Origin of the sequence: Mesorhizobium sp. M1169 (genome assembly GCF_040318345.1) — a bacterium.
Classification (GTDB): Bacteria; Pseudomonadota; Alphaproteobacteria; order Rhizobiales; family Rhizobiaceae; genus Mesorhizobium.
Genome location: NZ_JAMYME010000012.1, coordinates 1 through 22727 on the forward strand (window position 1 = coordinate 1; position 22727 = coordinate 22727).

General features: G+C 59.9%; 19 protein-coding genes. 9 read left to right on the top strand and 10 right to left on the bottom strand.

Features of this window, described 5'->3' with window-relative positions:
* Positions 1 to 370: 370 nt before the first annotated feature.
* The 3 genes from NKH41_RS14295 to NKH41_RS14305 form a co-directional block, all read right to left on the bottom strand.
* A complete protein-coding gene (locus NKH41_RS14295) occupies positions 371 to 2209 on the bottom strand; it encodes a carbamoyltransferase family protein (RefSeq protein WP_352932977.1) in 1839 nt (612 codons plus the stop codon).
* Positions 2210 to 2219: 10 nt separating this feature from the next.
* Entirely contained in the window at positions 2220 to 2444 is a 225-nt protein-coding gene (locus NKH41_RS14300) for a hypothetical protein (RefSeq protein ID WP_352766532.1), read from the bottom strand.
* Positions 2445 to 2689: 245 nt separating this feature from the next.
* Complete coding sequence (locus tag NKH41_RS14305) at positions 2690 to 3403, bottom strand: SGNH/GDSL hydrolase family protein (RefSeq protein ID WP_352766534.1); 714 nt, start codon at positions 3401 to 3403, stop codon at positions 2690 to 2692.
* 676 nt (positions 3404 to 4079) lie between these two features.
* Between NKH41_RS14305 and NKH41_RS14310 the strand changes: the two genes are divergently transcribed.
* The 5 genes from NKH41_RS14310 (at position 4080) to NKH41_RS14330 (ending at position 10366) form a co-directional block, all read left to right on the top strand.
* Complete coding sequence (locus tag NKH41_RS14310) at positions 4080 to 5885, top strand: ABC transporter ATP-binding protein (protein ID WP_352766536.1); 1806 nt, start codon at positions 4080 to 4082, stop codon at positions 5883 to 5885.
* Positions 5886 to 5891: 6 nt separating this feature from the next.
* Complete coding sequence (locus NKH41_RS14315; RefSeq protein ID WP_352766538.1) at positions 5892 to 7073, top strand: glycosyltransferase family 9 protein; 1182 nt, start codon at positions 5892 to 5894, stop codon at positions 7071 to 7073.
* Between the two features lie 9 nt (positions 7074 to 7082).
* Positions 7083 to 8267, top strand: a complete 1185-nt coding sequence (locus NKH41_RS14320; protein ID WP_352766540.1) for a glycosyltransferase family 9 protein — start codon at positions 7083 to 7085, stop codon at positions 8265 to 8267.
* A complete protein-coding gene (locus NKH41_RS14325; protein WP_352766541.1) occupies positions 8257 to 9462 on the top strand; it encodes a glycosyltransferase family 9 protein in 1206 nt (401 codons plus the stop codon). The genes NKH41_RS14320 and NKH41_RS14325 overlap by 11 nt, the downstream gene beginning before the upstream one ends.
* Before the next feature lie 208 nt (positions 9463 to 9670).
* Positions 9671 to 10366: a sulfotransferase family protein gene (locus NKH41_RS14330; protein WP_352766543.1), complete on the top strand. Its 696-nt coding sequence runs from the start codon at positions 9671 to 9673 to the stop codon at positions 10364 to 10366.
* Between the two features lie 30 nt (positions 10367 to 10396).
* On the opposite strand, the gene NKH41_RS14335 is transcribed toward NKH41_RS14330, so the two are convergent.
* On the bottom strand, positions 10397 to 11377 hold the full coding sequence (locus NKH41_RS14335; RefSeq protein WP_352766545.1) for a glycosyltransferase family 2 protein: 981 nt from the start codon (positions 11375 to 11377) through the stop codon (positions 10397 to 10399).
* A gap of 221 nt (positions 11378 to 11598) precedes the next feature.
* On the opposite strand from NKH41_RS14335, the gene NKH41_RS14340 reads away from it, so the two are divergent.
* From NKH41_RS14340 to NKH41_RS14355, 4 genes are all read left to right on the top strand, one after another.
* Positions 11599 to 12762, top strand: a complete 1164-nt coding sequence (locus NKH41_RS14340; RefSeq protein WP_352766547.1) for a glycosyltransferase family 4 protein — start codon at positions 11599 to 11601, stop codon at positions 12760 to 12762.
* A gap of 113 nt (positions 12763 to 12875) precedes the next feature.
* Complete coding sequence (locus tag NKH41_RS14345) at positions 12876 to 13649, top strand: glycosyltransferase family 2 protein (RefSeq protein WP_352502417.1); 774 nt, start codon at positions 12876 to 12878, stop codon at positions 13647 to 13649.
* 108 nt (positions 13650 to 13757) lie between these two features.
* Complete coding sequence (locus NKH41_RS14350; RefSeq protein WP_352766550.1) at positions 13758 to 14480, top strand: glycosyltransferase; 723 nt, start codon at positions 13758 to 13760, stop codon at positions 14478 to 14480.
* Between the two features lie 275 nt (positions 14481 to 14755).
* Positions 14756 to 15793 carry a phosphatidylglycerol lysyltransferase domain-containing protein gene (locus NKH41_RS14355; RefSeq protein WP_352766552.1) on the top strand — a complete coding sequence of 346 codons (1038 nt, stop codon included), beginning with the start codon at positions 14756 to 14758 and terminating at the stop codon, positions 15791 to 15793.
* Between the two features lie 497 nt (positions 15794 to 16290).
* Here NKH41_RS14355 and NKH41_RS14360 read toward each other — a convergent pair whose 3' ends face one another.
* The 6 genes from NKH41_RS14360 to NKH41_RS14385 all read right to left on the bottom strand — a co-directional run bounded on the left by NKH41_RS14360 (position 16291) and on the right by NKH41_RS14385 (position 22726).
* Positions 16291 to 17367, bottom strand: a complete 1077-nt coding sequence (locus tag NKH41_RS14360; protein ID WP_352471916.1) for an ABC transporter ATP-binding protein — start codon at positions 17365 to 17367, stop codon at positions 16291 to 16293.
* Positions 17364 to 18164, bottom strand: coding sequence for an ABC transporter permease (locus NKH41_RS14365; protein WP_352766555.1), 801 nt, complete (start codon positions 18162 to 18164; stop codon positions 17364 to 17366). The genes NKH41_RS14360 and NKH41_RS14365 overlap by 4 nt, the downstream gene beginning before the upstream one ends.
* A 1-nt stretch (position 18165) precedes the next feature.
* Entirely contained in the window at positions 18166 to 19026 is an 861-nt protein-coding gene (locus NKH41_RS14370; RefSeq protein WP_502895614.1) for an ABC transporter permease, read from the bottom strand.
* 66 nt (positions 19027 to 19092) lie between these two features.
* Complete coding sequence (locus NKH41_RS14375) at positions 19093 to 20112, bottom strand: ABC transporter substrate-binding protein (protein ID WP_352471913.1); 1020 nt, start codon at positions 20110 to 20112, stop codon at positions 19093 to 19095.
* 83 nt (positions 20113 to 20195) lie between these two features.
* Complete coding sequence (locus NKH41_RS14380) at positions 20196 to 21671, bottom strand: aldehyde dehydrogenase (RefSeq protein WP_352766558.1); 1476 nt, start codon at positions 21669 to 21671, stop codon at positions 20196 to 20198.
* Entirely contained in the window at positions 21668 to 22726 is a 1059-nt protein-coding gene (locus NKH41_RS14385) for an LLM class flavin-dependent oxidoreductase (protein ID WP_352540531.1), read from the bottom strand. The genes NKH41_RS14380 and NKH41_RS14385 overlap by 4 nt, the downstream gene beginning before the upstream one ends.
* Position 22727 lies beyond the last annotated feature (1 nt).

Here is a 22727-nt window from a genome sequence, read left to right on the forward strand (position 1 = left end):
ATTGGTCATGGCACTTCCCCTTCCACGGGAATCGGTGATCGCAACGTCACCACCGTGCCATGGCCGCTCGCCCCTCAGAGCAAGCGCCGTTCTCTCTCCAAAACTTTTTGCAGAACCTTCAGCACACTATCGGTGGCCTCCCCGCTCGCACAGCTTAAGATCGAGTGAGGACGAGTTGCAGGATGGACTCGGCTCTACCAGAGAGGGTAATTGTCTCCCGGGTCAGCTTCTTCTTTGGTCCTCCCGCGCCTTTTCGTTACCATCCGCGCCAATGCTATTGCTGCGACGATCAGCAAAGCAGAGGCTATCCATAAAAGGACAGAAGCACTCATCTCAACACCTAGTAAAAGTCTGCAAGGGCAGCGCGATCCTAATCCGGCTCAAAATCACCTCGGTAGTCTATCGCGAGAGAGGGATCCTGCTCTGTTTTCCGAAGAACGCAGTTGCCCGCCACAAGCATATCCAGGTCTGTTCCCATAAAGCATCGAAAAGCGTCCATGGGAGAGCACACGATCGGTTCGCTGCGAACATTGAAGCTGGTGTTCACCAAAACAGGGCAGCCGGTTAGCGCTTCAAACCGGGTGATCAATGCGTGGTATAGCGGGTTGGTTTCGGCATGGACCGTCTGAACCCTGGCCGAATAGTCGACATGCGTGACGGCAGGAATGTCGGATCGCCGGACGTTGAGCTTATCTATTCCGAACATCGCTGCCTCTGAGGGCGTCATTGCACGGTGTCGGGACTGCTCAACCGGAGCGACAAGCAGCATATACGGGGATTCTACTTTCAAATCGAACCAGTCCGACACATGTTCCGACAGAACCGAAGGTGCGAACGGGCGAAAACTTTCCCGAAATTTGACCTTCAAATTGAGCGTCTTTTGCATGTGGTCAGAGCGTGGATCGGCCAGGATAGACCTGTTGCCAAGTGCTCTGGGGCCGAATTCCATCCTGCCTTGGAACCATCCGACAGCTTTGCCGGCCGCCAATGCGGTTGCCGTCGTGTCGATAAGTTGGTCGGTAGGCATGACCTCGAAGACAGCTTTGGCTCGGCTGAGCTGCGCTTCAATGTCGGCCTGGTCGAATTCAGGACCGAGATAGGCCCCTTTCATTGAATCTTGTTTGGCTGCGACACGGTTACCGCCGAGTTTTATGTGCCAGGCTGCGAGCGCTGCCCCGAGTGAGCCGCCTGCGTCGCCAGCCGCGGGCTGAATCCATATTTTCTTGAAGGCACCGTCTCTAAGTACTTTGCCGTTTGCTACGCAATTAAGCGCGACGCCACCTGCCAGGGAGAGATTGGGGATCGCAAATTCCCGTGCCAAACCGCGCGTCAGCCGCAGAACGATCTCGTCGGTGACCGCCTGGATAGATGCCGCGACGTCCATATGGAAGTCGGTCAGCAGGTCAGTGTCGGGCCTTCGGACCGGTTGCCCAAAGAGGTCGGCGAACCGTGTATTCGTCATTTTTAGTCCGGTAGCGTAGTCAAAATAGCTCTGGTCGAGACGGAAGGTTCCGTCCGCCCTAAGATCGACCAGCTTTTCAAGGATCAGCGACTTGAACCGAGGCACGCCATAGGGCGCAAGCCCCATTACTTTGTATTCGCCACTGTTTATCTTAAAACCGAGATAATAACAGAATGCCGCATACAAGAGCCCCAGGGAATGCGGGAAATGCAATTCCCTTATGACGTCCAAAGTTGCGCCCCTGCCGATGGCAACTGTGGTGGTTGCTTTCTCGCCCACGCCGTCGAGAGTCAAAATCACAGCTTCGTCAAATGGCGACGGGAAAAACGCACTGGCCGCGTGGCTTACGTGATGCTCGGAAAAAAGGATACGAGACGGATCATTGAAATCAGGGTCAATCCTTCTGAGCTCGTCGAAAATGAGCCTCTTCTGAAACAATTTGCCCCCAACCCAAGCTGGCATCGCCTTTCGAAAAGAGCTGAACCCACGGGGAGCCGCATCGAGATAAGTGTCAATTAGACGCGAAAATTTCAGTAGCGGCTTCTCGTAGAACACGACGTGGTCCACATCTTTCAGCAAAACCCCGCCGGTCTGCAAAACCGACCGAATGGCGTTCGAGGGGAAACGTTCGTCAGCCTTTCGACGGGTGAATCGCTCCTCCTGGGCCGCAGAAACTATGGCGCCATCAACGACAAGGGAGGCTGCGCTGTCATGGTAGAACGCCGAGATACCTAAGATGTTTGTCACAAGGATATCTTCAAAACTGACTGGTCATCGAATTCACATCGTTCCTGCTTTCGCGCATGATCCAGAATGTCTCGTTTGAATGCCCTGGTTGGAGCCGTCGGCTGATTGTTCCGATCAACCGGCGCGCGAAACCGAGGGGGAATACGACACCATAGAACGTCAATGCGCATATCAAATCGGAAAACCAACCATTGGTTTCCGCCCTCTTGGAGAGAGCATTATCGACGTCAGACATTGTTCTGTCCCCATGCAACTAAGTCGATTGAGCCAAAGGGACTCGGCTTGTCAAGGGCGTGCCCCAACTGGCAGAAACATGAGGCTCCCAGTCCGGACTTGGCTGGAATAATACGTCGGTGCGTTCGCAGCGGTCAGGGAGATATTGATCATGCTCGCGGGCTCCGGGAGACGGCGCAGCCTTAAATTACCGACACGCAAGGATCCGATCGCGACTACACCCTCTCTTGGTCATATAGACAAATCTTAATATAGGATGGGCTTCTTTTTCGACGAGTATAGTATGTTATTTTTATGGATTACATCGGCAACAATTCTTGCTGCAGCATCTGCGCCGATTTCCGTAAAATGCACAGCGTCGCGGTAATTTTCATTAAGACTGGTGTTCCCATTTACGGAGTAAGGCAGCAACCCGTTCAGATCAGCAACCGGGACGTCCATCCTTTTGCCAATATCGTCAACAACGCGTCTGTGCTCCCAAACCGCATTTGCGGGTGGGTCGTCTGGACTCTCCTGCCGGTAATTTGGATTTACAAAAAGAACCGAAGCTCCAGCTGCTCTTGCCAAGACGACCAGGGCACTCAGATTCGCACGGAACGCATCAGGCGGATTGTGCGCTATGTTGCTAGATTTGCCAGGTCGATTGCCTGAACGGCGGACGACGTTCGCGACATACGACGTCGCCAGTTTTTGACGTCTATTTATCCAACCAAAAACGCCGCCGCCTGACGGAGGCTCGAACCAAGAGCAAGAGTATTCGTTGTAATCCCGAGATAGTCCCTCTAGTCGACGGGGATGAACGTCATTGTGTGTGTAGTAATATATAATGAGATCAGGAGATAAAGGAATTACATGGAAAAGAAGTCTCAAGACGTTCTCGATTGAGGTATAGCCCATCACACCTGCATTAACGACATCAAGATCGACTCCTGGCTTCAAACTCTTCAGATACTCGCCCAATCGATATGGGTAGGTCCGACTATCGTCTAATCCCGTACAGTATGTCGACGATTCCCCCATGCATACGACTCTCCGGCGCCCGGCCGGTTTTGGCATCGATATTTCCGAGCCCCGGAATCCCATACTATTGTGTCTGGATTTACCATCAGCTGAACGCCACGCTGGGTTCAGCTCATAGAGCGCGTAAGGGTGAGGCCGGACCAAAGGTGGTGGGCAACCAAACCACTTGGCAATTCGACCGGGATAACCGATTTGCAGCAACGCCCGATCGCCAAAAATCCTGATTAGGCTTCTGAGTACGCGCTCTGCGATCGAACGTTTCCTGGCCATGCTTATCTCGACTCCAAGCATCAACTACGTGTGCATCTGCTCAAGGGAACAGGGCGGTCTCATTTGGTTTATCGTACGCAAAAACCCCAGGGAGGTAGGCCATTCGGAGCGACCTCCCCAGATCAAACCACCCCTGCAAGGTCAATAAGCATGCTCGAATGACTGGATGCAAGTGTCGGTTTGCTGTCCACAACGACTATGATCAATGAGCACTCGGCCTTCTGGCATTGACTGCGATCAGGAACATCGCCACAGACAATGCCAATGCCTAAATGGTAGCTCCGAAAGGTCAGATAAAGCGAATGGGAATTAGCTGGTACCGGATTGGATTACAGTGGGCGTCACGATGAAAGCAAAGAAACAGTCTTCAGCCTCGCTCACCTATCCGCTGGCAAAGCGCTTGATCGTGGAAAATCTGCCGCCGCACAAGATGCTGTATGTGACAGGTTTGCTGTGCTCGATCGCTGCGGCTGCCGCGACCGGCGCGGCGGCCTGGATCATGAAAGTCATGATCAACACCATCTATGTCGAGCGAGACGCTGCCGCTGTATCGGGTATCAGCGTCGTCATCATCGGCATTTTCCTGGTCAAGGGCATAGCTGCCTACTGCCAGACCGTCACAACGGGAAAGATTCGCCGGGCTATCGTTTCGGACCTGCAAAACCGGCAATTTTCTCGAATGGTGCGTTTCGACATCAGCCGTTTCGCGAACCAGCATCCGGCAAAATTCATCTCCAAAATCATGTTCAACGCGCGCGCCGGGGCGACCGTTATTCTCACCCTCACGAGCAGCGCCGTCTCTGATCTGCTGACCCTGATTGCCTTGGCCAGCGTCATGGTCAAGCAGGACCCGGTGATGTCGCTGATATCCGTGGCGGTTCTGCCGATGCTGTTCCTGTCAGTCGGCGCGATAACAAGGAAGCTCAAGGCGCTGGCGAGGGGCGAGACGGAATTGGCCGCGCAGGTCCAGTCGATCGGCACGGAAGCCGTCGAAGGCATCCGCACCATCAAGTCCTTCCAGCTCGAGGACAAGGCGGTTGCCAGCTTTGCAAAGGCCGTCCGCAAGATGGAAAGACGTGGCATCCAGATCAACCGGACGTCAGCATTGATGAGCCCATTGATGGAGACCGGCGGCGGCGTGATCATCGGGCTTTTCGTTATGTACGCCAGCTGGCAGACCCTCGGCAACGGCAAGACGCCCGGCGAATTCATGGCCTTCATTACCGCGTTCCTGCTTGCCTATGAGCCTGCCAAGCGGTTGGCCCGGGTCAATGTCGACATCCAGAAGCAAATGGTCGCCGTCGAGCAGATGTATGATTTGATCGACACGCCCGAGCAGCGGCGACTCGCGATCGCGGGCGAGCGTCTGACCGACGTCGATGGTGGTATCCGCTTTGAAGATGTGGCCTTTTCCTATGACGGCAACAGCCCCGCGCTCGAGGGTGTTTCCTTCGACGTGCGACCTCGCGAGAAGCTGGCGATCGTCGGCCGCTCCGGCGCCGGCAAGACCACCATCGTCAATCTGATCCTGCGCCTGATGGAGCCGGACAAGGGCAGGATCCTGATCGACGGAAAGGACATTTCGAAGATCAGCCTGGCCGACGTTCGCGATAACATCGCACTTGTGTCGCAGGACGTCTTCCTATTCGAAGGCTCGATCCGCGACAACATTCGCGACGGCCGCCCGAATGCCACGGATCAGGAAATCGAGTCCGCTGCGAACCTCGCCCGGGTCACCAGCTTTGCTTCGGCGCTCGAAAACGGGCTCGACACGCTTGTCGGACCAAGCGGCACCAACCTGTCCGGCGGCCAGAAACAACGCGTTGCCATCGCGCGCGCCCTGCTCAAGAATGCTGCGGTAATCGTCTATGATGAAGCGACATCGGCGCTTGACGGTGAAAACGAACGGGCGGTTATGGAGGCAGCCTTCGACAACACATTTCAGCGCACAGTGATCTGCATTGCGCACAGGCTGTCTACAATCAAGGCGGCCGATCGTATTCTCGTGTTTGACGCCGGACAGCTTGTCGATGCTGGAACGCATGACCAGCTTTCCAAGCACAGCGAGATATATCGTTCGATATTCCACCTGGAGACGCCCGATCCGATGGTCGAAAGCGGCAAAAAGCTGCGGCAGAGCGTATTGCGCTGAAGGCCGATGACCAGCTTTTATCACGGTTCCTATGTCCGGTATGTGATTGGTGGACTGGGCCTTCAGGTGCGCCGGTACAAAAAGGCGGTGCGCGGGTTGTTTTCCGGTCGCAAGCAGCCTCGTTCCGTTCTTGAGCTGCAGGCCAAGGTTGCGGCACTGATTGTGCGCAGGGACTGGAAAGGCCTTGAAGCCGGTACCAATGAGATGGCTGTCACGGCCGATCATAATCGCGACCCCGAGCTGATGCAGAAGGCGGGCCAGGCGTTCGAACGCCTTGGCAACTTTGCGCGGGCAGCTGAGCTTCGGCTTTCCGCTCGCCGGCTGCGGAAAGGGAAAAGCGCCAACGAGTGGACCGGCGAGAATCTCGGATCGGATACACTGCTGATCGATCTTGTGGAGGATGACCCGCGCAGCCTTGGCCGGGTTATCCGCCACGCGCGACTGGCCGGCGCTGCCGCTGCCTATGCGCAAAGCGCAACAATCCGGGTCGAGCCGCGCCTGGTATCAATTCTGCAGCGAACGTTCCCGAAGGCGACCGTGGTCCCGGCGCAGCGGGATGTGGTCGGCGACAAACACGCGACTTTCGAAGATCTCGCCTGGGTGTTCGGACGCGACGCCGAAAGGCTTGCTGCCGACTTCGTACCGCTGCGGGCAGATCCTGAACTCGTCGAGACATTCCGCAAGCGCTATCGGGCGATGACGGATCTGCCGCTGGTCGGTCTCTCCTGGGGCAGCAAGTCTCATACCAAGGACGTGCCTGATTTTCCTGAATGGGCACGGTTCATCGCCCAGACGCCAGCGACATTCGTTTCGCTCCAGTACGGGCAGGTCAAGCCGGCGTTGCGGCGCCTTCGCAACGGCAACGACGCGCGTCTGATCTTTGACGACAGCGTCGACCAGATGGTCGACATGGACCGTTTCGCCGCACAGGTCGCCGCACTCGATGCTGTCGTGACGATCAGCAATACAGCTGCCCATCTTGCCGGAGCCATTGGCGTGCCGACTGTTTTCCTCATCGACGATAATTTTCAGACGGCATGGCCGGTGACCGGCGACCGGACACCCTGGTATCCGAAGGGCATTGTCATTCGCAAGGAGGGACGCCCTTGGTCGCTGGTGCTCGACGAGGCCGGCCGGCGGCTCTCGTCGATCCTGACGACGCTTTCCGACGCTCCCCGAGGACGATAGAACATCGCCGTGCAGAACAGACGAACCATCCTTCAGAAGGCAAAAACCGCCGATCTGCGCCCGCAAGGCGCTGTCGGCAAGCGGCTGCAGAAGGTTCTCGAGCGGGCAAAGGAACTTCTTAGACGTCCCTCGCGCCACGCCGACGAAAGCGCCGAAAGGCATATGAGGCTGATGGAGGAAAGCGTGCAGCGTGGTGACTGGCAAACTGCTCGCGACCATGCACTGGCGCTTGGCGCGCTTGGTGAGCAGCTTGGCGATCTCGGCCTGATCAAGAAAGCGGGGCGCGGACTGAGGCGTCTCGACGGAGGAAATCGCATCTGGCAGTTGATGGCGGCGAGCAAGCAGCGCGGCAGACCCGATTGGGATGGCAGTGATCTTGCGGATCGCATGCTTCTGGTCGATCGTCGCGAAGGCGACCTGGCGATCTTTTTCCAGTTCGCGTCGCTGCTTGGTCCAGTGGTCGCGGCTGCCGGTCGATGCATTGTCTTCGTCGAGCCGCGACTGGCACCGCTTTATCGCAGAACATATCCTGCGCTTGATGTCAGGATTGAAGGGGAAGAGGACATGGCGGCAGTGGACGCCGATGTCGTTGCCGGTTTCGAGACACTCGCAAAGCATTTCTGGCCGGACGACCCGGCGGCACGCGCGCCCTTCGTTCCGCTGGAGCCGGACCGCCGACTGGTTGCCGAGCTGCGCGGCACCTATCTCGATGGCGGCCCAGGTCCCCTGATCGGATTTGCCTGGGGAAGCCTGAACAAGAGCAAGGATCTGCCGGCTCTGGACGATTGGCGGACGCTGTTCAGCAGCCTGCCGGGGCGCCTGGTAAGCTTGCAATATGGCGATGTCGGGCCGGCCCTCTCCGAGTTCGAGCGCCACGCTCCGGGGCGCATCATCCATGACGCTTCAGTCGACCAATTGACGGACATGGACCGCTTTGCCGCCCAAATTGCGGCGCTCGACGCGGTGGTCACGATCAGCAATACCGGCGCCAACCTCGCCGGAGCGCTCGGCGTGCCGACGATTGTCATGCTCGACGATGGATTTCGGCTGTCCTGGCCTGCTTTCGGTGAGACCGTCGCCGCATATCCGAGCGTTCGACTGGTCCGAAAAGGCGGCCGAGCCTGGGCGTCGGCAGTCCAGGAAGCAGGCGGACGGGTCATGCAAATCATCGGCGGAGCTGGCGATGGAGGGTAGCCAACTTCTCGGCCGGTTGCGCCGCGCTGTCGCGCTTGCAGGCTACAGATACAAGGTCTGGTTCCGACGCCACCGGCGGCAGCTCTTCCTTCGCTGGCGCGACGGCGACATTGCCGATCAGATGGCGGATTATCGGCGAAGCGTCGAGTCCCGCGATTGGCCGGCGGCACTGCCGAAAGCCCTGGCTCTTGGATCCATTGCGAAGTCGAGGGGCGAGGTCCACCTGATCGACGAGCTCAGCAAGGCGCTGATGCGGATGGGCGCCTATGGCGCAGCCGCCGAACTCAGGATCGCCCGACGCCACATCGTCAACGGCCGCGTCGATGGCGAGTGGCTGGGCCAGGATATTTCGGGCCAGACACTGCTGGTCGATCTGATGGAAACCGAAAAGCAGGGTCTGGCCACCGCGATCCATCATGCGAGTTCCGTCGGCTGTGCGTTGGGGCGCGCCGCCCGTTCGATCGTCCTGGTCGAACGCCGCCTGGTACCGCTCTTTCAGCGCACTTTTCCGACCGCCGATGTGCGGCCGGTCGGCGCTGACGGCAAGGCTGCCTATGGCGAGGCGCAGGCCTTCGCCGGCGTCCAGCATCTGACTGCCGTTTTCGAGACCGACGAGGCGACGATCCGCGAGCATTTCGTGCCCCTTAAGCCGGATCCGGCCCGGGTCGCTGAACTTCGCGCCCGCTACCGGCATGAAGGACGGCCGTTGGTCGGTATCGCATGGGGCAGCTCGAATCCTGGCAAAGACCTGCCGCCGCTTGCCGCCTGGCGAAACCTGATAGGCCGACCGGACCTCCGGTTCGTCTCGCTGCAGTACGGCCAGATCGAGACCGATCTGAAGTTCCTGACCGACGGTGAGCCGGAGCGCATTCTTCATGACAGATCGGTCGATCAGCTCGTCGACATGGACCTTTTCGCCGCGCAGGTTGCCGCGATGGACGCCGTGGTAACCATCAGCAATACTGGAGCGCATCTGGCGGGCGCGCTCGGCATCTCCTCGGTTTTCATTCTGGGCGACGGCTTCAAACGCTCCTGGCCGGTCGAGGGCGACCGCACGCCCTACTATCCATCGGCCGTGCTGGTCTCGAAACGGGAACGGTCCTGGGCCGCTGTGATGGACGAGGCCGAGAGCATTATCGTCGGTCTGCTCGACGCTAATGACCGTTTGGAGGCTCATCGGCGGGGCGGCAGTTGAGAGCAAACAGGGCCTACTATATTGATCCGGCCCCGGCCGGCGAAGGCCGGCAAAAGCTTTTGAGTCAAAGACTTCGCTTGGGAGCCGTTTTGATGTTCGAACTGTTTGGCGTCTGGGCACAGCTGGAGATCTTTTACGTGAACAACCTGAGCTATCGTCCAATAAATCATTACACCTTGTGGCTTCGAGCTGGAGGAGCATTGCCGACATGGTGATGCGGACCGGATTCATTTGCGGCTGCGGCCATAGCGGGACGACGTTGATTGCGACGATCCTTGCGTCGCATCCCGACGTCTACCTGCCGCTCCAGGAAACCAACATTTTTTTCAAGTGGACACCACTGGCCATGTTCCGCTTCTGGAAACTGAAGCGGGCGGCGCTCGATGCTGGAAAGAACGTGCTGCTTGAAAAGACACCGCGGCATATCCGCCGTGTCGCCCGCATTCGCGGGCTCGTGCCCGGCGCGCGTTTCGTCATGCCGGTGCGAGATGGGCGCGACGTCGTAGCGTCCCTGATCAAACGACTTGGCGACCCAACGGAGGCTCTCGACCGCTGGATCAACGACAATGCGCTGGTTCTTGCGGAACGGGGAAAGCCGGATGTGCTGATCTATCGCTATGAGGACCTGGTCGAGAATCCGGCCAAAGTCGTCGAGCAGATATGCAGCTTTCTCGATGTAACTTTCAGGCCGGATCTCCTCGACTATCACAAGAACCCGCAGCAGTGGTTCAAGCCGACCGACGCCAGCGGCGAGACGCCACATGCGGTGCTCCGGAACCAACAGGTCAATCAGCCGATCTATGACGGGAGCGGAAGATGGCGCTCCGAACTTGGAAACGCCGAGCTACAGGACCTGGTACAAGGACGAGGTGCCCAGCTTATGAAAGCATTCGGTTATGCATGATCTCGGCTCGGCATCTGCTTGAAATGCCGTCTACCAATCAATTTTGTCGATCAAACCCGTTTTGAACAGGCTGTGAGCGCCTTCGTACAGCATTGACTGTTCGCTCATCGCGCTGAGAGCGGCTTTACCGCTCGATACCTCATGATACTGGCGATATTTGGAAGCGCCGTTCCAATACTGACCTTCCGCCACCGCGACCTGCGCCTTGTCGTTGAAATCGGCGAAGAACTTGAAATGAAGCAGGCCAGCCAATCCCCTTATATAGTTTCGCCAGTAGGGCAGCGGTGAGTGAATCGACGTAAAAATCGTCTGGCGATCAACATATATCAGAGGAAACTTGGTCAACTTGTGCTGCCTGGCGAAAAGCCGGGTTCTCGGGCCGCCTGTGATCTTGAGATGCCGGGGGCTCCTCGTCACCTCATAGCCGCTGCCGTCGAAATGGTCTGCAACTTGCCATGGCGGCACGATGGGATCGAAGGGTACGTCCCAGATGCTTCCGCTCGGATACATGTCGATCATCGGCGCCAGCAGGCGTGTCATTCCGCGCCGCTTCAGCCAGTCGGCCATCGCACCGAGCGGATGCTGATCCATGCCGTCATAGACAAGATATTCGTCCGCATCCACGGTCAGATACCAGCGAGGCTGACCATAGATCTGCACAATCCGCTGTCGCCAAAGGTTTCCCAGGTCCGACTGCGAATAGGTGATCGGCGAGCTGAATAGATCGACATCTGGCTGCTCGGCCAGAAGCTCAGCTGTGCCGTCGGTCGAGCGATCATCGAGGACGGCGAATCTGGTGACGCCGAGTTCGCGATAGTGCTTCAGGAACGGGGGTAGCCTGTCCGCCTCGTTGCGGATGACGAGGATCAAAGGCAGGTCATTCGCTTTAAGGGGCGTTATCGGCCGCAGCGATGACACTTCTGCCCGTCTTCCGAAGGTGTGTCTCAGCCGATATATGGCGGTGTCGGTAATCGTCCGGCGGACAATGGCGGGCCAGGTTGCTTTGCTCAAGCCATCGATTCCCCTCATGGCGGTCACCGGCTGGAGCTGGCGCTGATCCGCTGTTTGCAGTTAATTTCTACATGCAGCACCGTTAGGCAAATCGCAAGCAGTTGCGGACAATGGACACAGGCCTGTTCTGAGTTCCGGCGGGGGAGCTTTCCAAGTGTTGCCGATGCGAGCTGGCCTCTATAGACATCGTCAGATGGCAACAAGGCCGGAGCCCAGACCCTATGTACGCCGGCATTCGTGGCAGCGAAATTCAATTCGACAGGCCGATCCTGTTCGTGCGCCAGCGCTATGCGCCTTTCGGTGGCGGCGAGATCATGCTGGAAAACATCATGGCCGCATTCGCCGCGCGTCAGCGGCGGGTGGCCGTGCTGTCCGGCGACTGGCCGCGTTATGAAGGCATCGAGTTCATCCATTGTGCCGGTCGGCGGTTTCCGCGTTCGCTGCGGGCGACGTCCTTTGCTCAAGCCGCCTGCCGCAAGATCGCCGAGATGCCGCCGGCGCTGGTGCAGAGCAACGATCGCCTCCCGTGCTGCGATGTCTTCCGGGCCGGGGAGGGCGTTCATGCCGCCTATCTTGCCGAGCGGCGGCGTTTCGAGACGCGGCTTGGCAGGGCGGCAATGGCGCTGAGCCCCTTTCACCGCCAGACGCTGCGCCTCGAGCGCGCAACCTATGCCAGCCCACGGCTCAAAGCTGTCATAGCGATTTCGAAGATGGTCGCCGAGGACATTGTCCGTCACTACGATTATCCGGCGGAAAATGTGCACCATATTCCCAACGGGGTGGATCTCGACCGCTTCAACCCGCAGCTGCGCCAGCAGCATCGGGCGACAATCCGCGCGCGGCTCGACGTCGACGAAAACAGGCCGGTCGTCCTGTTTGTCGGCTCGGGCTTCGCGCGAAAAGGACTGCTTGCACTGATGAAGGCGGTCGGCAGGCTCGATGGCGAGCCTGAATTGTGGGTCATCGGCCATGATTCGCGCGCCAACGCCTTCAGGCAGGCCGGTGACAGGCTCGGTCTCGGCGCACGGCTCAAGATGCTGGGGCCGCAGAAAGACATGCTGCCGTGGTACGGCGCGGCCGATATTGCCGTGCTGCCTTCCATCTATGATCCTTTCGGCACAGTGGTCATCGAAGCGATGGCCAGCGGCTTGCCCGCCGTGGTAAGCACCGGCTGTGGAGCGCGCGAGCTTGTCGAGCGGTTCGAGCCGACGCTCGTTTGCGATGCGGCCAGCGAAAGCGACCTCGCTGCAGCGCTCGCGCACGCGCTGCAGTTGTCGTCACGACCTGACACCGCAGCCCGGGTGAGAGCGGCGGCCGAACACTATGATTTCAATGTCATGATCAAGCGAATGATGGCGCTTTATGAAAGCCTTGATCTGAAATGATTTTCGACTTTGTTGAATTAGGTTAGTACCCTCAGTTTGCTAACGGGCCGGGAACCGATGCTGCAGATGCATTCGAATGACGATGGCAGCCTTGATGCCGGAGCATTCTGACCGTGCCGGCGCTCTCGGTCATTATCATCACCCGCAACGAGGAGGCGTCCATCGCGCAATGCCTTCAGTCGGTCCATTTTGCCGATGAGATCGTCGTTCTCGACAACAACAGCAGCGACAGAACCAGGGAGATTGCCGGTGCTCTGGGGGCAAAGGTTCTGATGACCGTCGATTGGCCCGGTTTTGGCGCGCAAAAAAACCGTGCGCTGGCCGCGGCAACGGGGGATTGGATCCTGTCGCTGGATGCCGATGAGTGGGTGGAGGCGCCGCTCGGCGCGGAAATAAGGGCCGCAATCGCCGACCCAAAAGCCAATGACGGCTTCGAAATACCGAGAAGATCGCGCTTTTGCGGGCACATTGTCCGCCATAGCGGCTGGTCGCCCGATCTGGTGCTCAGGCTCTTCCGTCGCCGCTCCGGGCGGTTCAGCGACGACACCGTGCACGAGAAGGTATTGGTGAACGGGAAGGTCAGCCGATTGTCCCAGCCGATCGAGCACGATTCCATTACCGACTTGGCAGATGCCCACGACAAGATCGGCCGGTACGCAGAAGCGTCCGCCGCGCAACTGCTTGCCGAGGGCAAAAAAAGCTCGATAGGCAAGGCGGTCTTGCGCTCGGTCTGGGCCTATGTGCGCAGCTATATTTTCCGGCTGGGATTTCTGGACGGTTCCATTGGTGCGATGGTGGCCGCGTATTCGGCCAGCTACACCTATCAGAAATGGGCTCGTGTCGCATTGGGAATGCGAGGCCAGGTCCACCCAAAAACGCAAGGCTGAGGCCAGGACAAATCTGTGAGAAACCGGCTTGGTTGACCGCAATTGTTGCCGAGCCATCGCCAACTAGTTAGTGTACGACCGTAAAAATCGAAAGCCAGGGTAGTGAATATGACTGATGCGTTTAGGGTATTTATCGGATGGGACAGTCGTGAGCCGATCGCGTACGACGTCGCGCGACACTCGCTGCTCAAACATGCGTCGGCGCCTATCTCCGTCATTCCGATCAAACAGGACGAGATGCGTGCCCGCGGGCTATATTGGCGGGAAAAAGACCCGCTCGCCTCAACGGAGTTCACCTACACGCGCTTCCTCACGCCCTTTCTCGCCGACTACACGGGTTGGGCCCTGTTTTGCGATTGCGATTTCCTGTGGCTTGGTGACGTCGCAGGCCTGCTGAAATATACGGACTCGGACAAGGCGGTCTATTGCGTCCAGCATGACTATACGCCGAAGGCCACAACCAAGATGGATGGTGTGGTCCAGACGTCCTATCCTCGGAAAAACTGGTCGTCGCTGATGCTGTTCAATTGCGCGCATCCTTCGGTCAGATCGCTCACGCCAGAGGTCGTGAATCAGGAAAGTGGCGCCTATCTTCACCGAATGCAGTGGGTTGCCGACAAAGATTTGGGCTCATTGCCGGTAGAGTGGAATTGGCTCGAAGGTTGGAATGAAAAGCCTGCGGTCGGCACACCTAAGGCGGTCCACTATACCAGCGGCGGCCCGTGGTTTGCCGAATGGCAGAATGTCGACTACGCCGATTTGTGGATAGCAGAACGCGACGAGTTCCTGGCTTCCGATCAAGCGGAATCTTCTCAGAGCGCCGTTCGATAAGAACATCGTGTTTGGCAGGTGACCTGGGCGCTTCCGAAAGTGGCATTGATTTTCGTGTCGCCAAGGGCGCAGCAACCAGCCGTCAGGCGCGGGGCGTCGACAACAATGCGTGTTGCCGCCTGGGGGCGGGACCGGGGCAGATTGCGCCTACGAATCTGGCGGCTCCGGCCGGGTAAACATGCCGCGCTGAGATAAGGATCAGCTCGCGGCAATATGATCGGTTTTTTGGGTCCGTCAGCTCTTTCATCGGCCTAGCCGGCACGCGAAAGTCGACCATGCCGTCACTGCGAAGACGCCTCGATCGTTTCCTGGAGAACCGCGGGCCTAAAATATCGCGGCTGCAGCTGAACCATGTCGAGCGCCTGGCGCTGGTCCGTCGCCATGGTGATTTTTCCCTTGCCTATTCGACCGCCGTGCAGAGGGGGCTTCACTACTTCGGCGATGCCCAGGGCTACATCGCTTACGGCAGCAAAACGCGACATCATTTCGCGCTCGGTGATCCAGTGGCTGCCCCGGCCGATCGGCGCGACTATATCAGACGTTTCATCGAGGTTGCCGGCAGCCCGTGGTTTGTGCAGATCGGCGACCAGACGGCGCGCGTGCTTGCCGGGCTTGGCTATCAGGTCAACCGCCTCGGCGTCGATACCAGGCTTGTCCTGCCCGGACACGACTTTTCCGGAAAGCGCAATGAGACAGTGCGCTATTCCGAACGCTGGCTCTTGAAGAAGGGTTTTTCCTTCGCAGAGGACAACGGGACTGTCTTCCTCGACGAGATTGCCAGGCTCTCCCAGAATTGGCGGGCCGACCGCATTGTCAAGCGCTGGGAGATGAGATTTCTCAACAGGCCCTTTGCCGATCACCTTGGCGTCGATATGCGCCGTTTCGTCCTGCACGGTCCGGATGGGGAACTCGTGGCCTTGCTGGATTTCGATCCGCTGTTCAGCGACGGCAAGGTCATCGGCTACACCACCTCGTTCAAGCGCAAGCACATCGATGCCTCGGCGCATGCCGAGATCGGCCTGACCAAATTCGCGGTCGACCGCTTTCGCGATGAAGGTGTTTCCGTCGTCACCCTAGGCCTGTCGCCGCTTGTCGAAATCGGACCTAGCGGGTTTGCCGAAAGCGATTTCTGGCGGCACGCCTTCCAGCGTGCCTATGACTCCCCCTGGGTCAATCGCACCCGCTTCAATCTGCAGGGGCAGGCGGCCTTCAAGCGCCGGTTCCATGGTGTCGAAGAGCCGACCTATCTTGCCTTTCGCAAGGGGACCTTTTTCGAAGCGCTTTCTCTGCTCCGGCTGATCAGGGCCGTCTAGTGCCTAGTGGCTGAGCGCTCGTCGTCTCCTAGTATGGTCGACCTCACACCGGTCAGGCTCGGTTGTTTAGGTGGGAAAGGAATGCCGCGGCGGGAAGCAAAAGACCGGCTGCGAACCGCCGGCCCATTCTGCGGCGTCCACCAGTCCCGCCGGCGCACTTTGGCCTGAGAACGGCTCCGCGTCAGCGCCAAGGGGTCGGATTCACGGCTGCTGCAGCGTACCGCCAGGAATAACGAGGGTACCCTGGCCTGGCCTTGAGTATCTGAAGCCTATGAAGAACAAAGCAACGATGATCAAACAAATGACGATGACCGCGACGACGCTGCCAGGATGGTGTCCGGTATCTGGCGGTTGGACCATTGCCTTCCCGTATGGCTATCGCCGCGGACCTTCTTCATCTTCCAACCGAGCATGACGACTGTCAATGGGTACAGGAGTTGCGCCCGCCATCCAATCAGCTGCGAAGCGTTGAAGGGCGGCGATCCACCGCGGCTTAGTCAGGCCGGAAACAGGAATGCAGCAGCGGGATCGAAAAAGACCTGCCGGCTGCAGGGCCACACATCCTGCGATTGCATGGCGGCGGAGGTCGGCCTGATGTCAACCTCCTGTCCAGCGGCGATGCGCGCGACGATCCGCCGGCGCTCGCCGTAAAATGCGATGTCGACGATCTCGACATTCAGTTCCGCGCTCGCCGGGCTCCGCTCCATGCTAAAGGCTTCGGGCCGGATCATCAGCCTGGTCTTCTGGCCTTTGCCGAACGTGCCGTTGGCCCTGACTCCGGATATGACCGAACCGTCTGTCATGCGGATCGTTGTCGTGCCGTTGGTGGTGCCGAGATGTTCGGCGGCGAGGAAATTCGAATTGCCGATGAAGCCGGCGACGAAATCGGTCGCCGGCCTGAGATAGAGATCCTCGCCGGTGCCGGTCTGCTCGATGCGGCCATCCTTGAACAGGGCGATTCGGTCCGACAGATGCAGCGCCTCTTCCTGATCGTGGGTGACGTAGAGAATGGTGACGCCCGTCTGGCGATGGATGCGGCGGATTTCGCCCTGGATTTCCTCGCGCAGCTTCTTGTCGAGCGCCGACAATGGCTCGTCCATCAAAAGGATCGGAGGATCGTAGGCCAGCGCCCGGGCCAGCGCGACGCGCTGTTGCTGGCCGCCCGACAGCGCACCGGGTAAGCGTCCGGCAAAGCTTTCGAGCCGCACCAGGGCCAGCATGTCGGCGACCTTTTTCTTCACCTCGGCGTCCGGCCGGCGGCGAACCCGCAGCGGAAAAGCGACGTTTTCGGCCACCGTCAGATGCGGAAACAGCGTGTAGCGCTGGAAGACCATGCCGATGTTGCGCTTGTGCGGGGGCACCGCAAGCAGCGACTTTCCTTCCAGCAAGACATCGCCGGAAGTCGGGTCCTGAAAGCCGGCGATCGCGTAGAGCGTCGTCGATTTTCCCGAACCGGAGGGCCCGAGGAAGGTCAGGAACTCGCCCCTGGGAATGTCCAGCGTGACGTCGTGCACTGCGACGATCGCCCCGAACGCCTTGCGCAGATTGCGGATGGAGAGGAAAGGGTGGGTCATATCCGAAACTTTCGCTGCAGCAGCGCCGTCATCACCATCAGGGCAAGCGTCAGCCCGACCAGCAGGCTGGAGGCAGCGGCGATCACCGGACTGAGGTCCGACCGCAGACTGCCCCAGATCTTGACGGGCAAGGTTTGCAAGCTGGGGCTGGCCATGAAGATCGCCACCACGACTTCGTCCCACGAGGCGAGGAAGGAAAAGATCGCGGCGGAGAAGATGCCGATCCGGATCGACGGCAAGGTGATCCTGAGCCTGGCCTCGAGCGGGCTTGCCCCACAGACGATTGCCGCGTCCTCGATCGACTTGTCGAACCCTTCGAGCGCGGTGGCGATCGGAATGATGGCGAAGGGCAGCGCCAGCACGGTGTGGGCGATGACGAAGCCGATGGTGGTGCCGCCGAGGCCAAGGCGAAGGAAGAAGGCGTAGATGGCGATGGCGAAGACAACGACGGGCAGCACCATCGGCGTCAGCAGCAGGCCACGCACGATCTCACGTCCAGCAAACCGTCCGCGAACCAGGGCAAAGGAGGCGAGCAGGCCGATCGCCACTGCCAGGATCGCCGTCATGGTGGCGATCCGGGCGCTGGTCAGTGCGGCGCCGAGCCAGGCCGGATCGGCAAAAAGCTCCTGGTACCATTTGAGCGTCCAGCCGGGCGGCGGAAAGGCCAGCCAGCGCGACGAGCCGAAAGAGAGCAGGACAATGAAGACCACCGGCAACAGAAGAAAGCCGGCGACCAGCGCGGTGAAGCCGAGCAGGGCAACCCGCAATCCACCCATGCGGTCATAGTCGAGCAGCATCTCAGATGCCTCCGCTCATGCGCCTGGCACCGGCAAGGCGCAGTTGCAGCGCGTAGAGAGCCATGGTGACGACAAGCAGGATGAAGGCAGCGGCGCTGCCGAGCCCCCAGTTGAGCAGCGACTGGACCATCTGCGCGATCATTTCGGCGAGCATCATGTTCGACGTGCCGCCGAGCAGTGCCGGCGTTACGAAGTAGCCGAGCGACATGACGAAGACCATCAGGCCACCGGCGGCGACGCCGGGCAACGACAGCGGCACGAGGATGCGGCGGAACGCCTGGAAAGGGCTTGCGCCGCACAGCGACGCCGCACGCAGCGTCATCGGATCGATCGCCCGTAACGTGCCGACCAGCGGCAGGATCATGAAGGGCAGCATGATATAGACCATGCCGATGGTGACGCCGGTGAGATTGTTGATGAGCGGCAGCGGGTGGTCGATGACGCCGATGGTCATCAGCGTCCGGTTGATGACGCCGGTACGCTGCAGGAGCACCATCCAGGCATAGGTGCGGGTGAGCAGGTTCGTCCACATCGACAGAATGATGATGCCGAAGATGATCGAGGCCAGTCCCGAAGGCATGATCGCCAGCATCCAGGCGACCGGAAAGGCGACAAGGACCGTGACGATGGTGACCAACGCCGCGACCAGGAATGTGTTGAAGAACACCCGCGCATAGGTGCCGTCACCGAGCAGGGCAGCATAGTTCTGCAAGCCTGGCTCGGGCTCCGTGACACTGCGCAAAAGCAGCGCCAGCACGGGGACGACGAAGAACAGCATAATCAGAATCAGGGCCGGCAGCAGGCCATTGAGACCTGCCGGCACCCGCACCGTTCCAAAGTTCCGGCGTGTTTCGACCGACATGACAGCGACCCGGCTACGGGACGAGACGGCGCGAACCGTCTCGTCCATTGCGGTTCAGGGGCGGGCTTATTTCGCCTGCCAGGCATACCAGCGCGCGGCGATGGTGTCGCGATTGGCGGCCCAGTAGTTCATGTCGAGATTGATCTGTCCGTCGACATGAGCGTCCGGCAGCGATTTCACGGCATCGGCCGGCATCTCTGCCTTGGCCTTGGTGTTGATCGGCGCATAGCCGCTGGCTTCGGCAAATTTGGCCTGGCCGGCGGGGCTGCTCGCCGCGGCGAGGAATTTCATCGCCGTATCCTTGTTCTTGGCACCCTTCGGTACCACCAGAACGTCGGCTGCGGTCAGGTTCTGGTTCCAGGAGACGCCGACATCGGCGCCTTCCTTGTCCAGTGCGAAGACGCGGCCGTTCCACAGCTGGCCGAACGTTGCTTCGCCGGATGCGATCAATTGCTGCGACTCCGCCCCGCCGCCCCACCAGACGATGTCCGACTTGATGGTGTCGAGTTTCTTGAAGGCGCGATCGAGATCCAGCGGATAGAGCTTGTCCGCCGGAACACCATCGGCCAGCAGCGCGATCTCGATGACACCGGGCGCCGACCATTTGTAGAAGGTCCGCTTGCCCGGGAACTTCGTCAGGTCGAACATGTCGGCCCAGCCGGCCGGTTCACCCGAAACGGCGCCCTTGTTCCAGGCGAGCACGAAGGAATAGTAGAAACTGCCGACGGCATGATCGGTGGTGAAGCGCGGATCGAGGTCGGCCTTCGGCACGGCCTTGAAGTCGATCGGCTCGAGCAGACCGTCCTTGGCCGCCTTGATGGCGAAATCCATCTCGACGTCGACGACGTCCCAGTTGACACTGCCGCTGTCGACCATCGCCTTCAGCTTGCCGTAGTCGGTCGGGCCGTCCTGCATGACCTTGATGCCGGATGCAGCGGTGAACGGCTCGGCCCAGGATTTGGTCTGCGCTTCCTGGGTCGTCCCGCCCCAGCTGGTGAAGACCATGTCCTCGGCCTTTGCGGCCGTCGTTGCCAGAACTGTCGTTGCAATAAATCCGGCAAGGAAGCCGGTGATGATCAGTTTCATGTCGTTCTCCTCTGTTGTTTTCGTTGGTGTCTGTTCGCGATCGGTCGTTTTCGCCTTGATCGCGCATCTCCGGCCAGCGGCGGCTACCGCATGACAAAAGGATCGGGAATTGGGTCGTCGGAGGTGCGTATCCACACCGATTTCGAACGCGTGTAGTCGCGGATCGCATCGAGGCCGCCCTCGCGGCCGAGCCCGGATTGGCCGTAGCCGCCAAACGGAACCAGCGGCGAGACCGCCCGATAGGTGTTGATCCAGACCACGCCGGCATGGATGCCGCGCGCCATGCGGTGGGCTTTTGCCAGATTGGTGGTGAACACGCCGGACGCCAGGCCGAACTTCGTGTCGTTGGCGAGCGAAAGCGCTTCAGCTTCGCTGTCGAAGGCTAGCACACAGAGCACCGGGCCGAAGAGCTCTTCGCGCACGCAGGCAAGCGTCTGATCAGGCGCGTCGATAATCGTCGGCGCGTAATAGAAGCCGTCCGCCATGCCCGCGGGGCGGATGCCGCCGGTGACCAGTTGCCCGCCCGCGGCCAGGCTTTCAGCAATGATCTTCTCTATCCATTCGCGCTGGCGCGAGGTGGCGAGCGGTCCCATTTCGATCGCCGGATCCTGCGGATCGCCAATCCTGATCGCCTCGGCCTTGCGCTTGAGCCGGGCGAGGAATTCGTCCTTCGCGGAGCGCTGGACCAGCAGCCGCGAGCCGGCGACGCAGCTCTGGCCGGTGGCAGCGAAGATGCCGGCAACGACCGCGTTGGCGGCGCTGTCCAGATCGGCATCGGCAAACACCACGACCGGGCTTTTGCCGCCGAGCTCGAGCGTCGTGAAGGCGAGGTTTTCCGCCGTATTCCTGACGATCTGCCGAGCGGTCGAGGGACTGCCGGTGAAGGCGACGCGGGCGACGAGCGGATGACTGGTCAGCCGGTGACCGCAATCGTGGCCGAAGCCGGTCAGGATGTTCACGGTCCCGGCGGGAAATCCCGCCTCATGGACGAGTTCAGCGAAGGCCAGCAACGGGGCAGGGCCGTCTTCCGATGCTTTCAGAACGATGGTGCAGCCGGCCGCCAGCGCCGGCCCGAGCTTGACGGCGGACAGGAAGAGCTGCGAGTTCCACGGCACAATGGCGGCTACGACGCCGATTGGCTCCGGCCGGATGGTCACTTCCATGTCGGCCTTGTCGATGGGAACAAACGAGCCCTCGTGCTTGTCGGCCAGCCCGCCATAATAGCGGTAATAGTCGCCGACATAGGCGATCTGTGCGCGGGTCTCGCGGATGATCTTGCCGGTATCGCGCGTCTCGAGTTCCGCCAGCCGGTCGGCATTGGCGACCACCAGATCGCCGAGCCGCACCAGAAGCTTGCCGCGTGCCGTTGCCGTCATTGCCGGCCACGTGCCGGAGCCAAGCGCCCGGTGAGCAGCTTCGACGGCGCGGTCGACGTCATCAGACGATGCAGCGGGCATCTTCGCCCATGGCGCGCCCGTCGAGGGATCGACGCTGTCGAAGGTCGCCGCCACTTCGACGAAGCTGCCGTCAATATAGTTCCTGAATTGAGTGGTGCTCATCGCAATCCGGCTTTCGGTTCGGAAAAGGCCGGCATCACCCTGTCGATGAAGAGCTGCAGCGATTTCTTCTTGCGCCGATGGGAAAGGCCGCTGTCGATCCAGATCGAATACTGATCGTAGCCGAGCGCTTCGTAGGCCTTCAGCCTGGCGATCACCTCGTCGGCTTCGCCAATGACCAGGTTCTGCCTGATCTTGTCAGGCGCATATTGCGGCATGGCCGCGATCTCGTCTTCGGTCAGCGCTTCCATTATGCCCTGGTGCACCGGCTTCTTGTTCTGGAACCAGGCGCCGAACTGGCAGTAGAACTGCGACAGATCCTGCGCGAGCCGGTCAGCCTCCGTTGCATCCTCGGCGACGAAAGTATGCATCAGCAGCATAATCTCCGGCCTTGGTACGTCGGGGTGGGCATTGCACGCCGCGTTGAAACGCTCCATCAGGCTGGCCACTTCGCCATCGCCGGAGGCAAGCGGCGTCACCTGGACGTTGCATTTGCTGGAAACCGCAAAGTCGTGCGAGTTCGGATCGCGTGCGGCCACCCAGATCGGCGGATAAGGCTTTTGCAGCGGCTTGGGCGACGAGGTGGTTGAAGGAAACGACCAGAACTCGCCGGCGAGTTCGAAATCACCATCCCAAAGGCCCCGGATCGCCGGCACCATCTCGCGCATACGCTGCCCGGCGACCCAGGCCTCGAGGCCTGGGAAAAGTCGCTGGTATTCGTAAGCGTAGGCGCCGCGCGCAATGCCGATGTCGAGACGGCCGCCGGTGACGACGTCGGCCATCGCTGCTTCGCCGGCAAGCTTGATCGGGTGCCAGAACGGCGCGACGATGGTTCCTGTTCCGAGCCGGATGCGCCTGGTTTTGGCGGCGAGCCAGGCGATGTTGATGAACGGGTTCGGCGAGATGGTGAATTCCATCCCGTGATGCTCGCCGATCCAGGCAGTCTCGAATCCTGCCTCTTCCGCCTGCAGAACCAGCTCCTCCAGCTCGCCGACAAGCTCGGAATGCGGCTTTGCCAGATCCGATCGCTCCATGTGCACGAAAAGCGAAAACTTCATC